This window comes from Gilliamella sp. X-46 (assembly GCF_057063525.1).
Genome location: NZ_JBXSQH010000001.1, coordinates 23,208 through 36,978 on the forward strand (window position 1 = coordinate 23,208; position 13,771 = coordinate 36,978).

Consider the following 13,771-nt stretch of genomic DNA (forward strand, 5'->3'; position numbering starts at 1 on the left):
ATGCGCCAACAGCAACAAAAAACCTTTATTAGTCACGATGGGTGTCAGTTATTTTATCGCTATTGGCCTGCCATTGATAGCAATACAAATCTTTCTAAAGCAATAGTGCTTTTTCACCGAGGGCATGAGCATTCGGGGCGTGTTGCTCATCTTGCTGACGAATTAAATCTACCCGATTACCAAATTTTTGCTTGGGATGCCAGAGGCAATGGTCAATCAGAAGGCGAACGTGGTGACGCTCTTAATTTTGCAACATTAATTAAAGATGCTAACTGTTTTATTGAGCATATCATATATGAGTATGGGCTTCATCAAGAAGATATTGCCATTATTGCCCAAAGTGTTGGTGCAGTTATTGCTTCGGCGTGGGTACATGACTATGTACCCAATATTCGGGCTTTAGTTTTAGGTTCGCCTGCTTTTAGCGTTAAGCTTTATGTTCCACTCGCCGTATCAGGGTTAAAACTATTATATAATTTAAAAGGTAATTTTTTTGTTAATAGCTATGTTAAGCCTAAATTGTTAACACATGATACGGAGCGTGCGGAATCATTTACTCAAGATCCATTAATTACTCGACCAATATCGGTTCGATTACTTCTTGATTTATATGAAGTGTCCGATCGTATTGTTAAAGATGCCAATGCCATTAGGGTTCCAACACAGTTATTGGTCTCGGGTTCAGATTATGTGGTAAGGCGTAAACCACAAAAACAATTTTATGATAATTTAGGTACCGAACAAAAAGAGTTTCATATATTGCCTAATTTTTATCATGATACCTTTGGTGAAAAAGATCGAAAGTTTGCTATTGAGCGGGCAAGACGATTTATTGTTGGTTGTTTTGCAAATGAACTAAGTACTCCATCACTAGTTAATGCTGATCGAGTTGGTTATACAAGACAAGAGGCTGATAATTTAACAATGCCACCATCGGGTTGGATTAAGCCATTATATTGGAAGTTTATTAAAGCCAATTTAAAATATGCAAGTAAACTCTCTGATGGAATTAAACTTGGTTTTGAGACGGGTTTTGATTCGGGTAGTACGCTTGATTATGTTTATCGTAATGAGCCATCAGGAACATCAAAACTAGGACGCTTTTTTGATTATATTTATTTACAATCTATAGGTTGGCGCGGAATTCGGCAACGTAAAGCACATCTTGAAGAATTATTAAAACTGGCTATTAATAAACTTTATGAGCATAATTGCTCTGTTGATATTGTGGATATAGCAGCAGGGCATGGTCGATATATTTTAGAAACAGTTAATCAAATCACAAATAAGCCTAATTCAGTATTATTACGAGATTATAGCGATATTAATGTACAAGAAGGCCAAGCATTAATAGAGGAAAAAGGCTTAGCGAATATAGCGCGCTTTGAAAAAGGTGATGCTTTTAGTCGGGAGCAACTAGCCCAATTATCACCTAAACCTACTTTGGCTGTTGTATCTGGTTTGTATGAACTGTTTAGTGATAACCAGTTACTACGTGATTCTCTATCAGGTCTTGCTGAGTCAATACCGGAAGGAGGATATTTAATTTATACTAATCAACCATGGCATCCTCAATTAGAATTTATTGCAAGAGCATTAACATCACATCGTGATGGTCACCCCTGGGTTATGCGAAGACGAACTCAAAGTGAAATGGATCAGTTAGTTGCGGCTGCTGGTTTTAAAAAAATCACAATGCGTATTGATCAGTGGGGTATTTTTACCGTATCACTAGCGCAAAGAATTAAATAATTATTCATGGATATAGTAAAACGACGATTTGATAAGCTAACTATTTATAAGTTGGTATGGTTAGTTAGCTTAACTATTTTCTTTTTTACTAGCTATAATTTTGTCAATTGGTTTACAGCTACACGTAGTGATGTAGGGCATATTGTTTTTGGATGGGAGCGTTCAATTCCTTTATGGCCTTGGACTATCGTACCTTATTGGTCGATAGATCTTATGTATGGGTTGGCAATTTTATTGGCGTACTCTTGTCGAACTCTTAAAATTCTCTGTTTTCGACTTTTATCCGCTCAGATTATTTGCATTATCTGTTTTTTGATGTTCCCGCTCAAATTTTCTTTTGAACGTCCCACATTAGATGGATTTTTTGGAGGATTATTTGATATTTTGATGGGATTTGATAAACCCTTTAATCAAGCTCCGTCGCTTCATGTTACATTATTGGTTATTTTGTGGAAATTTTATGCTAACTATTTTCGTAGTGGCTGGCGTTATATTTTACATATTTGGTGTTTATTAATTGGAATATCGGTATTAACTACTTGGCAGCATCATTTTTTTGACATTCCAACAGGCGTTTGGGTTGGGTGCTTTTGTATTTGGTTATGGCCTGATCATGATCTATCACCAATAAAAAATTGCCAACGGCCTAAACAATATCTTTGGAGTTGCATCTATTTTTTACTGTTTTTATTGTCGTTTTGTATTGCTATTTACTTTTATTATTGGGCATTGTGGCTATTATGGTTTTCAGGTGCGTTTTTATTGGTTTCAGTAAATTACTTATTATTTGGTGCCGCAGGTTTTCAAAAGCAGGTTAATGGTCATTTTAATCTGGCTACTACTATTTTATATCTGCCTTATTTTATCATTATGTGGATTAATTCACGGTTGTGGACCTTTAAAAATAGGTCAGTAGATTTAATTTGTGATAATGTTTATTTAGGGAGAATACCATCCAATAATACATTGCAGACAAATCACTTTATTTCGATTGTTGATCTTTGTGCTGAATTACCAATAACACAATTTAAAGGTTATTATCATCTGATTCCTGTATTGGATATGACTCCATTAACTATTAAACAGTGCCAAGATGTTGCTGAAATCATTGAGCAGTATCACCAGCAAGGAAAATTATTGGTTTGTTGCGCATTGGGTTATTCACGCAGTGCTACAGCTATTATTGCTTGGTTATTGTTGACGAAAAGAGTACCAAGTTTAGATACAGCAATAGCTATGGTAAAAGCGCGCCGTAGCACCATCGTCATTTCAGATAAACAACGTTTAATCTTATCGAATTGGTTATTACAAATAGACAAAGGAAGTTAGTATGTTAAGTTGTGATAAGACAGAATCAACAAAAGCTGCCAATCAAACTACACTAGTAACATTTTGTAGTTTGCTAGCTATAAGTCAACAATTGAATGGTTTGTCGCTATTACTCACTATAATTGCATTATGTTTTGGGATGATGGCAAGTTGGTGGATAGGCTCTTTTTTGTTTACGATTTGTTGTCTTGTAGCTTTTTTGCTTGGATTAATAAGCAAATATTATGCCTTGCGAATCGAATTTGATAAAAAACTGTTTGATTATTTAGTTATTAATATTGATCGGTTACCTAACACACTTATTGAGTTGGATGATGCATTACTACAATTTAATTTGATCAAATCACGCCAACTACCAGTACGCTCGATTAATGAGCGTCAAAAGGGGACAATAAAGCTATTTAAAAAACAAGTTATCTGGCTTGTTTTACAGATATTGCTGTTAATCGGAATATTAATGAGTGGCATTATTCATTTTAACTAGAAAATTCAACGCTAAAAATTATAAATTTAAGTCAGCGATAAACACACAATAAGGAGAAAATGGATGTCTAATTATCAACGCGATACTTTATTGTTATTTGTTGGTATTGGTGTGTTATTGATTATCGCATCAATAATTGGTTTGTTGTTGAAACGATACGTGAAAAGCCCAAATAGTGTTATTAATAATCTCAATACTCGCATTAAAGCATGGTGGATAATGGTCGTAATTATTGGTATCGCTTTTTTGTTAGGTAAATTAGCTGTAATTTTTCTATTTTTTGTGGCTTCTGGTATTGCGCTTCGAGAGTTTTTAAGTTTAACGCCAGCTAATCGTTATGATTTTTATGCACTGATATTTGCTTATTTTATTGCTTTACCTTTGCAATTTATTTTTGTGGCTATGTCATGGTATGGATTGTTTAGTATTTTTATTCCTATTTATGGTTTTTTATTATTAGCCATTTTGGCAGCAATAACTGGTTCAACCAATAATTTTTTAGCACGAACGGCTGAAGTGCAGTGGGGACTAATGATTACAGTTTATAGCATTTCTTGCGTACCGGCACTATTAACATTACCAATCGACCATTATCAAGATCGTAACCTTCTTTTGATTGCTTTTTTAGTATTGGTTGTTGAACTTTCAGACGTGTTGCAATATGTGTTTGGGAAATTATTCGGCAAACATAAAATTAGCCCAAATTTATCACCATCAAAAACGGTTGAAGGTTTTCTTGGTGGCACATTAACAGCAAGCTTTGTTGGCGCTTGCTTATTTTGGATAACACCGTTTAGTTTTTTTCAAGCTGGGTTAATTTCACTTATGCTAACCTTACTAGGTTTTTTGGGAGGCTTAGTTATGTCAGCCGTCAAACGTGATAGAGGAATAAAAGATTGGGGAAATCTAATCGGCGGTCATGGTGGAGTGCTTGATCGTCTAGACTCTATCTGTTTTACTGCTCCTGTTTTTTTTCATGTTGTACGTTTTTTTTGGGTATAGAATTTACATGATATTTAAATAGCCATAGTTTAAATAAATTACAAAAAAATCAAATTATGTGAATGAATATAAAAATCCACCGTAAAAAATGAGCAAAACAGTTTAATTTGTGATATAAATACAGACATTGTATTAACGTTAAGATATAGATAAGGACTTTATTATGTTAAAAGAACAAATGGTAGTAAAAAATTCAACCGGCTTGCATGCACGCCCTGTTACAACACTAGTTAAATTAGCTGGTCGTTATAAATCATCAATTGAACTTGTTTATAATGATAAAGCAATTAAATTAAAAAGCATGATGGGTTTACTTGGTGCTGGAGTTAAAGGTGGTTCAACCGTCGAAATCATTTGTGATGGTGAAGATGAGAAAGCCGCAATGGACGAAATCCGTGAATTATTTGCTACTGGTTTTGGTGAATAATTGTTAAATTAGCTTAGCTAATCATCAATTTAAACACTTGATTCCGTCGACTTAGGTCGACGGAATTGTATAAAAAGGCGTTAACTTTATACTTTGAGTAGACGTATTTCTTTAATTAGACCGTTAGTCTTTGATTATCGAATTTAGTTCTTTATGATCAATCGAAGGTAACATTCGTGTAAACCCTCTAGTAAGATAAAGTAAATAAAGAAAACCCATTGCCAACCAAACTAAACCAACAATCATCGCTGTCGCATCAAGGCTTGTCCATAACCATAATGACAGTAACACGCCAATTGCAGGTAGTAATCCATATTTAAATAGCATTGATGCTGTTTTTGAGCTTCCTTTTCCTAAATAGCTTTTAATCACACATAAATTGACGAAAGTAAAAGCCACTAATGCGCCAAAGCTTATCATTGAAACCACTAAACTAAGATCTAGTACTAATGACAGCAATGAAAAGCAAGCAACAAAGATTATCGATAAATAAGGTGTTCTAAAGCGTGGGTGAATTTTATAAAAAATCTGTTTAGGTAGCACTCCTTCACGCCCCATTGCATAAAAAATCCGTGATACACTGGTTTGTGCGGTCATAGCCGATGCAAAAACGCCAGTTATATAAGCAGCTTGGAAGAAGTTATACATAAATTCTCCGCCCAATGTACTAATATCACCAACACGACGAACTACGTCTAAACTTGCTGTATCTTTATTATTTACAAAATCTGTCCACTGAGGATAGGCTAAATGTGCACAATATGAAACAACTAAGAAGATACAACCAGCAATTAATACGGTACATATAATAGCTTTAGGTAATGATTTTTGTGCATCATTTGATTCTTCGGCAAGTGTTGCTATTGCATCAAAGCCTAAAAAAGCTAAACATAATATTGCTGCACCAGATAGCAATCCACTAAAATCATTTGTATCAACTAATAATGGTTTTAGCATTGTTTCTGGTGTCAAATGAACATTAGTCACTGTTAAAATGATAAATAATATGATGAACACCACTTGTAATAAATTCAAAGTAATGTTCACACAATTAATTAGTTTGATTCCAAGATAGTTTAATACACTGACCCCTAAAAGGGACGCCAATACAAAAACGTAAGCAGGAATAAAACAGAATCGATCGTGAAGATAAATACCTAAAACTAAATAATTTAATATTGGTAAAAATAGGTAATCAAGGATTTGTGCCCAACCCACCAAAAATCCAACTTTTCCACCAAAAGTACGTTGTACATAAGAATAAGCAGAACCAGCAATAGGTAACTTATTTGCCATACGACAATAGCTTAATGCAGTGAAAAAAATCATGGCAAGGGTGATGATATAGGCTATAGGTAAGTGTCCATTACTGGCAACAGTTACTTCCCCATAAGTGGTAAAGATCCCCAAAGGAACCATATAAGCTAAACCAAATGCAATTAATGCAGGTGTGGTTAAAACTCGTTTCATTTTTATTGCGGACATGACTTTGCTCCTCTGTCCCAAAAAACAATAAAAAACTACTAAGTATAGTTTTGCCTTTTTACCCGCTTAAAGCGGCAGGGAATTCTGCCATATTGTGATAATTATGCAAGTTAATTTTTAGTAAAAAGGTACTTAAACAAGCAAATTATAAGCTTTAAAGTGCTTTACGAGTTATTTTAGCTCAATTTAATTTAGGTTATTACGTTAAACCGTAAAATTTCTATTTGTATATTTGTGATCTAAATCTATTATTTATTAGACAAAATAAGTGTCAGTGTAAATAAATTATTGTATATTTTATCCACAAAACAAATAGAGTGGAAATTAAGTTATTGTTAATAATCTATTATTATTAAGAGGAGCCATTTATGCAGTCAATCCCTGTTTTACCGGTTGATTTAACCGGTGATGCTGTGAATCAAAAATCATCAGTTATCCATTTAATGGTCGAAACTAGTCAAGCTTATTTAACCAATGTAAAAACTTTTTTTGACGATGTTATGGCGCATGAACAAGAAATGGAAACCGATGTGCTACCTGATATTGCCTTGCCACATGCAAAAAGTAGTGCAGTTAAAATGCCATTTATTGTGGTGGGGAAATATAGCGATGGCATCATTTGGAATAATGATAATAAAGTGAAGTTAATCGTTATGATTGGTGCTCCAGAACATGCCAATAAAGAGCATTTATCCATTATTGCTAAATTAGCATCGAATTTAGCTAATGATGATTTTGTAGAAGATTTGCTTAAAAGCGATATTGAATCTGTAGCAAATAAGATTAGAGGTCTATATGAGTAGAAAAAAGATTGTTGCAATTTGTGCATGTACAGCTGGAATGGCGCATACTTATATTGCCAAGCAAAAAATTGAAAATGAAGCAAAAAAACGAGGCTGGGATTTCAAAGTTGAAACACAAGGTGCCGCAGGTATTGAAAATTCATTAACCGAACAAGATTTTAAAAGTGCCGATGTAATTTTATTAGCGACTGATATTTCAATTGAAAATGCCGATAGGCTTGAGCCTTATAAAAATGTCATAAAAGTGAGTACTGGTGAAGCAGTTAAAAATACTGCCAATATTTTTAATAATGCAGAAACTATGTCGACTAAAGTGGTTAAAGATAGTATTGGTAAAGAGATATTTAGAGCATTGAATACGGGTATTAGTAAGTTTTTACCCGTTATCATTGCATCGGGAATACTTTTTTCAATTGTGTTAATGACAGGTGAGGTAACAAACGATACTATTTTGCCAAGTAATCAATTCTTTATTGATTTAAAACAAGTTGCCTTATATGGCTTTGCCATGATGGTGCCTGTGCTCGCTGCTTATATGGCTTATTCCATTGGTGGTAATGCTGCTTTAGCACCTGCATTTATTATGGGCTATGTGGTAAATAATCCAATTGGTTCTAACCAAGTCAGTACTGGATTTATTGGTGCAATGATTTTTGGTATTTTAATTGGTTATTTTGTTAAATGGTTCAAAACAGTTAAAGTTCATCCAGTGATAGCTTCGGTTATGCCTGTGATGATTATTCCAACTGTAACTATACTAGTGATGGCGCCACTTTACATTTATGGTTTATCTTATCCGCTTGATTGGTTTGTTAAAGCCATGGTCGCAACGTTAAAAGGTATGTCTGAAGTCAATGCCGCATTCTTAGGCATTGGTATTGGCATATTAGCTGCGCTAGATATGGGGGGACCATGTAGTAAAGCTGCAACTGCATTTACCTTAGCTGCAATGGCTGAGGGAGTTTATGGTCCAAATGGCGTATTTCGTATGTGCTGTGCTATTCCTCCATTAGGATTAGCGGTGTCATCATTGATTGTGTCACGCTCAAAATACACCAAAGAAGAGAAAGAGTTTGGCATTACCGCTTTCTTTTTGTCATTAGCGGGCATTACCGAAGGTGCGATCCCTTTTGCGGCTAAAGATCCAAAGCGTGTTATTATAGCTATTGTTGTTGGCACTGCCATCGCAGGTATGCTAGGTATGATTAATGGTATTGAATCATTGGTGGCATTTGGCGGGTTAGTGGCGTTAGGTGGGGTGACCAAAGCTGCCACGTGGTATGTCATTGATATGTTTATTGGCGCATTAATTATTGCCGCTATTTTACATTTAACGAAACCAACAGCAGTAGAAACAGAGACAGTAGCTGAAGTTGACTAGAGGCTAAATAATGACTCATGCTACACCAATCATGGTTGGTGTAGCAATGTGTTAAAAATAATTGAAGTTTAAACTATGCTTGCTGGTAAACTATTTGACCGCCGACAATCGTTGTTAGTACCTTGACATTTTGCATATCTGTTGCTGGGATGGTAAATGGATTGCGATCTAAAATAATCAAATCAGCAAATTTACCTTTCTCAATTGACCCGATGTATTCATCTTGTTTTAATACATATGCGGCATTAATAGTGGCACTACGTAATACTTCAATAGCGGTTAGATTGCGATCACTGTTTAACCGAGGATGATCGGCGTCGATTTGTCTAGTCATTGCAATTTGGAAATCGTACCATTCATTTAATGGATCAATTGGCCAATCGCTACCAAAAGCACATGTTACACCTGCATCAATATATTGTCCGTGCGCTTCTAAACCGTTATAGCGTTCTGGACCAAATAGGGTTTGATATTGTTCAACCATTGCAGAACTACAACCAGCCCATTGGAATGAAAATACTACACATGCATTTAATTGTTTGTATCTAGTAAATTGGTGTAGTGCGCTTAGTTCGTTATGCGCAGTGCTTGGACGAATATCGGCATTAGGTAGTGCCTTACGCATTTTTTCGATGGCATCAAGTACAACTTCGATAGCACCTTCACCAACTGTATGCATATGCGGATGAAAACCAGATTTTGCGGATTCAAGTATTAACGCATCTAACATCTCAATGGAATAATAAAGATCACCATAACGATCTTTTTCGTCGGCTAAATTATATGGTTTAAGCAAGCGAGCGGTCATTAAAGGTGCTTGCATTACGCCATCTACAAATAATTTAGTATGTGATATTTTAATGCCAGGCTTTGGCTGCCAGTTTTTGTCATCGTAACGTGCAGCGAATTGTTTAACTTTGTTCAATAAAGTTGGAATTTCTTCTATTGAAGATACATCATCTGGCGGTAATTCACGTGCACCAAATAAGCGAATAGATAATTGGTCTTGCTGTTGTAGTTTTAAAAATGCATCGGCTTGGGTTTCGGTAATTCGAGCATCCATAACAGCAGTAACGCCTTGTTTATTTAGTTCTGCTTGCGATAATTTAGCAATGTTGACTGCTTGTTCATCGGTGAGCTTAGAAATGCTGTCAAACGCACGCATGGCAGGGGCATCTTCTAATATGCCATTTAATTCACCGTCATCAGTACGTCCAATCTTTCCATCAGTTGGTTCAGGGGTATTTCTGTCTAAACCAAATTTCTCTAAAGCAATGCTATTGGCAACTAAAGTATGACAATCATTTGAAAACAAAATAACAGGACGTTTTGTATTAAGTCTATCGAGATCAAAGCGCGTAATATCTGTGCCAATTGGTAAAACCTCTTGCCGTAGCCAGCCACGAACTTGTAACCAATGAGTATTATCACTGATAGAATCTTTATCTAAATATTGCTGTATAATAGCTAACGTATCATCAATAGTTAAGCTTTGATAATTCAAATTACATGACGATAATTGCATACCTCCCCAAAAAGTATGCAAATGCGAATCAATGATACCTGGCATCATGGTTTTGCCTTGTAAATCATAAACAGTTGTATGATTATCGACATATTGACTATTATTTATTTGCTGCGTAGTCCCCGTTGCAATAATATAACCATTTGCAACAGCAATTGCCTGACAAACGGTGTCTTGTTTATCGGCAGTGTAAATATAACCATTAATGTAAATGACATCAGCCTTAGCCATTATTTGTGACTCCTTAACATAGAGAGCAAAATGAAAGCTGAACGATAGCAGATTTATAAAAAATTTGTCAAATGCAATAATTTTCTTTATTGTGTGCCAAGGTTATGCTACAAATAAGCTATTTAGTTACAGCGTCACAAGGTGAGCCGATGAAATATCAACAACTAGAAAACCTTGAATGTGGTTGGAAGTGGCACTATTTAGTAAAAAGACATAAAGAAGGCGAATTAATTACTCGCTATATTGAAAAAAGCGCTGCTGAGCATGCTGTCAATGAGTTACTATTATTAGAACATAATCCAACGAAAGTTGTTGATTGGATAAAAGCACATTTAAATCCCGACTTAGATAATCGAATGAAGCAAACTATTCGGGCAAGACGAAAACGGCATTTTAATGCAGAGCAACAAAATACACGAAAAAAATCCATTGATTTAGAATTTTTGGTTTGGCAACGATTAGCAAATTTAGCCAAACGTCGTGGATGTACATTATCACAAACTATTACGCAACTAATTGAAGATGCCGAGCAGAAAGAACAATATGCAACAAAGGTATCGACAATTAAAGATGATTTACTATCGCTTCTTGATGTGAAGCTAGATAGTAAATAATACAAACAACAGAATAAAAGGTTTAATTATGGGAAAATCCCTTGTTATTGTGGAATCACCAGCCAAAGCAAAAACGATTAATAAATATCTTGGCAAAGATTTCGTGGTTAAATCAAGTGTAGGTCATATTCGTGATCTGCCAGTGAGTGGTAGCAGCCAACGAGCTGAAAAAGCCACAAAAGATACAAAAAGTAAAGTCGAGAAAAAAGTTAAACGTTCTGAAAAGCAAGCCTTAGTTGATCGTATGAGTGTTGATCCATACAATGGTTGGAAAGCACATTACGAGATTTTACCGGGCAAAGAACGGGTAGTTTCTGAACTTAAAAAACTTGCTAAAGACGCTGATATGATCTATCTCGCAACCGACTTGGATAGAGAGGGAGAAGCTATTGCTTGGCATCTTAAAGATGTCATTGGTGGAGATGAGAGTAAGTACCGTCGTGTTGTTTTTAACGAAATCACCAAAACAGCGATCAAAAACGCTTTTAATGAGCCATCAATGCTTGATATGGATCGAGTCAATGCTCAACAAGCGCGTCGATTTATGGATCGGGTTGTGGGCTTTATGTTATCGCCATTACTTTGGAAAAAGGTTGCACGTGGATTATCAGCTGGTCGTGTGCAGTCAGTTGCAGTGCGTTTAGTCGTTGAGCGTGAACGTGAAATCCATGCCTTTATTCCTGAAGAGTATTGGGATCTTTATGCTGATTTAACGACTGCTCAAAAAGAACAATTAACATTACAAGTCACCCATTACAAAGACAAAGCGTTTGAACCAAAAGATAAAGTTGCAATTGATATAGCCCTAGCCGAACTTAATAAAAACCAATATCATGTAACAAATATTGAACAAAAACCAACCAAAAGTAACCCGACAGCACCGTTTATTACTTCGACTTTGCAACAAGCCGCTAGCACGCGTTTAGGCTTTGGTGTTAAAAAGACCATGACATTAGCTCAGCGATTGTACGAAGCTGGTTACATCACTTATATGCGTACTGATTCGACCAATTTAAGTCAGGATGCATTGACAATGGTACGTGATTATATTGGTAAGAATTTTGGTAATAAATATCTACCAACGTCAGCCAATGTATATAGCAGCAAAAAGAATTCTCAAGAGGCACATGAGGCTATCCGTCCATCTGATGTCACCATTCTTGCCGAAAAAATTAGTGATATTGATGCTGATGCTTGTAAATTATATCAATTAATTTGGCGACAATTTGTGGCATGTCAAATGACATCGGCTGAATATAACTCAACTACCATTACAATCCAATCTGGCGATTTTACTTTAAAAGCAAAAGGTCGTACATTGCGCTTTGATGGTTGGACTAAAGTACAACCGCAACTAGCCAAAAGCAATGAAGATAAAATATTACCGCCGTTATCAGTCAACGACAAACTCGATTTAATTAACTTAAATCCAAATCAACACTTTACCAAACCACCTGCTAGGTATAACGAAGCATCATTGGTTAAAGAGCTTGAAAAGCGTGAAATTGGTCGCCCATCGACTTATGCAACCATTATTTCGACAATTCAAGATCGCGGCTATGTGCGTTTAGATAATCGTCGCTTTTATGCAGAAAAAATCGGTGAAATTGTTACTGATAGACTCAGCGAAAACTTCAATGATTTGATGAGCTATGATTTTACTGCACGTATGGAACATGCATTGGATGAAATCGCTCATAAAAAACAAGAATGGCGCGAAGTACTTGACCAGTTTTTCAGTGATTTTAGTCAGCATCTTGAAGTTGCCGAACAAGCGCCTGATAAAGGTGGTATGCAACTTAATCCATTAGTATTAACGCCTGAAATTAAATGCCCTAATTGTAGTCGTGAAATGGGTATTAAAACTGCGGGTACAGGTGTATTTTTAGCCTGTTCAGGCTATGCGTTACCACCTAAAGAACGTTGCAAACAAACCATCAATTTAATTCCGGAGCACGAAACTCTAAATATTTTGGAAGAAGCTGAAACAGCCGAAACCGAAGCATTAAGAGCACGTAAACGCTGTCCAAAATGCCATACAGCAATGGATAGTTATTTGCTTGATAACGAACGTAAATTACACATATGTGGTAATAATCCAATTTGTGATGGTTCATTAATTGAAAAAGGCAACTTTAAAGTAAAAAGTTACGAAGGACCAATTATTGAATGTGAAAAATGTGGATCTGAAATGCATTTAAAATCAGGGCGATTTGGTTTATATATGGGCTGTACTAATCCTGATTGTAAAAATACACGTAAGATCTTAAAAAATGGTGATGTTGCACCACCTAAAGAAGATCCGGTTGATTTACCAGAACTTCAATGTAGTAAATCTGATGCACATTTTGTATTGCGTGATGGTGCAGCGGGTATCTTTTTGGCGGCACATAATTTTCCAAAATCAAGAGAAACTCGTGCACCGTTGATTGAAGAGTTACAACGTTTTAAAGATCGCCTGCCAGAAAAGTTTATTTACTTGACCGAAGCACCAAGTAAAGATCCTGACGGTAATCCATCCATTGTTCGTTTTAGCCGTAAAAGCAAACAACAATATGTTACCTCTGAAGTTAATGGTAAATCGACAGGTTGGGTGATGCAATACGTAGATGGCAAATGGATTAATAGTAAAAAATAGGTAATAGCAACTAAACTTTTGTCAAAAAGAGTTTCAGGAAAGCATATGTTTTAGTATAAAAATAGTTATTATTGTTTGTGCTAGACAGTGAAAAGACTTA

The 13,771-nt window shown here is 35.6% G+C and carries 11 protein-coding genes; 9 read left to right on the forward strand and 2 right to left on the reverse strand.

Features of this window, described 5'->3' with window-relative positions; translation table 11 throughout:
* From ACYIAJ_RS00105 to ACYIAJ_RS00125, 5 genes are all read left to right on the forward strand, one after another.
* Positions 1-1,752 carry a bifunctional alpha/beta hydrolase/class I SAM-dependent methyltransferase gene (locus tag ACYIAJ_RS00105; protein ID WP_483564123.1) on the forward strand — a complete coding sequence of 584 codons (1,752 nt, stop codon included), beginning with the start codon at positions 1-3 and terminating at the stop codon, positions 1,750-1,752.
* 6 nt (positions 1,753-1,758) lie between these two features.
* The gene (locus ACYIAJ_RS00110; RefSeq protein ID WP_483564124.1) at positions 1,759-3,081 is read left to right on the forward strand and encodes a phosphatase PAP2/dual specificity phosphatase family protein; all 1,323 of its coding nucleotides are present in this window, start codon (positions 1,759-1,761) and stop codon (positions 3,079-3,081) included.
* A gap of 1 nt (position 3,082) precedes the next feature.
* A complete protein-coding gene (locus ACYIAJ_RS00115; RefSeq protein ID WP_483564125.1) occupies positions 3,083-3,565 on the forward strand; it encodes a hypothetical protein in 483 nt (160 codons plus the stop codon).
* A 63-nt stretch (positions 3,566-3,628) separates the two neighbouring features.
* Positions 3,629-4,567 carry a phosphatidate cytidylyltransferase gene (locus ACYIAJ_RS00120; protein ID WP_483564126.1) on the forward strand — a complete coding sequence of 313 codons (939 nt, stop codon included), beginning with the start codon at positions 3,629-3,631 and terminating at the stop codon, positions 4,565-4,567.
* Between the two features lie 163 nt (positions 4,568-4,730).
* The gene (locus ACYIAJ_RS00125) at positions 4,731-4,994 is read left to right on the forward strand and encodes an HPr family phosphocarrier protein (protein WP_065734887.1); all 264 of its coding nucleotides are present in this window, start codon (positions 4,731-4,733) and stop codon (positions 4,992-4,994) included.
* A 123-nt stretch (positions 4,995-5,117) separates the two neighbouring features.
* On the opposite strand, the gene ACYIAJ_RS00130 is transcribed toward ACYIAJ_RS00125, so the two are convergent.
* Positions 5,118-6,479: an APC family permease gene (locus tag ACYIAJ_RS00130; RefSeq protein WP_160402484.1), complete on the reverse strand. Its 1,362-nt coding sequence runs from the start codon at positions 6,477-6,479 to the stop codon at positions 5,118-5,120.
* Positions 6,480-6,847: 368 nt separating this feature from the next.
* Here ACYIAJ_RS00130 and ACYIAJ_RS00135 point away from each other — a divergent pair, with 368 nt between their 5' ends.
* On the forward strand, positions 6,848-7,282 hold the full coding sequence (locus ACYIAJ_RS00135; protein WP_483558365.1) for a PTS sugar transporter subunit IIA: 435 nt from the start codon (positions 6,848-6,850) through the stop codon (positions 7,280-7,282).
* Entirely contained in the window at positions 7,275-8,663 is a 1,389-nt protein-coding gene (locus tag ACYIAJ_RS00140) for a PTS fructose transporter subunit IIC (RefSeq protein ID WP_483564127.1), read from the forward strand. The genes ACYIAJ_RS00135 and ACYIAJ_RS00140 overlap by 8 nt, the downstream gene beginning before the upstream one ends.
* A gap of 73 nt (positions 8,664-8,736) precedes the next feature.
* Here ACYIAJ_RS00140 and ACYIAJ_RS00145 read toward each other — a convergent pair whose 3' ends face one another.
* Positions 8,737-10,419 carry an amidohydrolase gene (locus ACYIAJ_RS00145; RefSeq protein ID WP_483564128.1) on the reverse strand — a complete coding sequence of 561 codons (1,683 nt, stop codon included), beginning with the start codon at positions 10,417-10,419 and terminating at the stop codon, positions 8,737-8,739.
* Between the two features lie 149 nt (positions 10,420-10,568).
* Between ACYIAJ_RS00145 and matP the strand changes: the two genes are divergently transcribed.
* The gene (matP, locus tag ACYIAJ_RS00150; protein WP_483558359.1) at positions 10,569-11,033 is read left to right on the forward strand and encodes a macrodomain Ter protein MatP; all 465 of its coding nucleotides are present in this window, start codon (positions 10,569-10,571) and stop codon (positions 11,031-11,033) included.
* A 28-nt stretch (positions 11,034-11,061) separates the two neighbouring features.
* A complete protein-coding gene (gene topA / locus ACYIAJ_RS00155; RefSeq protein ID WP_483564129.1) occupies positions 11,062-13,671 on the forward strand; it encodes a type I DNA topoisomerase in 2,610 nt (869 codons plus the stop codon).
* Positions 13,672-13,771: the final 100 nt, after the last annotated feature.

Coding starts and splice junctions, on each gene's coding strand:
- ACYIAJ_RS00135 (WP_483558365.1), top strand. CDS start 6,848: ATGCAGTCAATCCCTGTTTTACCGGTTGATTTAACCGGTGATGCTGTG.
- ACYIAJ_RS00110 (WP_483564124.1), top strand. CDS start 1,759: ATGGATATAGTAAAACGACGATTTGATAAGCTAACTATTTATAAGTTG.
- ACYIAJ_RS00105 (WP_483564123.1), top strand. CDS start 1: ATGCGCCAACAGCAACAAAAAACCTTTATTAGTCACGATGGGTGTCAG.
- matP (WP_483558359.1), top strand. CDS start 10,569: ATGAAATATCAACAACTAGAAAACCTTGAATGTGGTTGGAAGTGGCAC.
- ACYIAJ_RS00115 (WP_483564125.1), top strand. CDS start 3,083: ATGTTAAGTTGTGATAAGACAGAATCAACAAAAGCTGCCAATCAAACT.
- ACYIAJ_RS00140 (WP_483564127.1), top strand. CDS start 7,275: ATGAGTAGAAAAAAGATTGTTGCAATTTGTGCATGTACAGCTGGAATG.
- ACYIAJ_RS00125 (WP_065734887.1), top strand. CDS start 4,731: ATGTTAAAAGAACAAATGGTAGTAAAAAATTCAACCGGCTTGCATGCA.
- topA (WP_483564129.1), top strand. CDS start 11,062: ATGGGAAAATCCCTTGTTATTGTGGAATCACCAGCCAAAGCAAAAACG.
- ACYIAJ_RS00120 (WP_483564126.1), top strand. CDS start 3,629: ATGTCTAATTATCAACGCGATACTTTATTGTTATTTGTTGGTATTGGT.
- ACYIAJ_RS00130 (WP_160402484.1), bottom strand. CDS start 6,479: ATGTCCGCAATAAAAATGAAACGAGTTTTAACCACACCTGCATTAATT.
- ACYIAJ_RS00145 (WP_483564128.1), bottom strand. CDS start 10,419: ATGGCTAAGGCTGATGTCATTTACATTAATGGTTATATTTACACTGCC.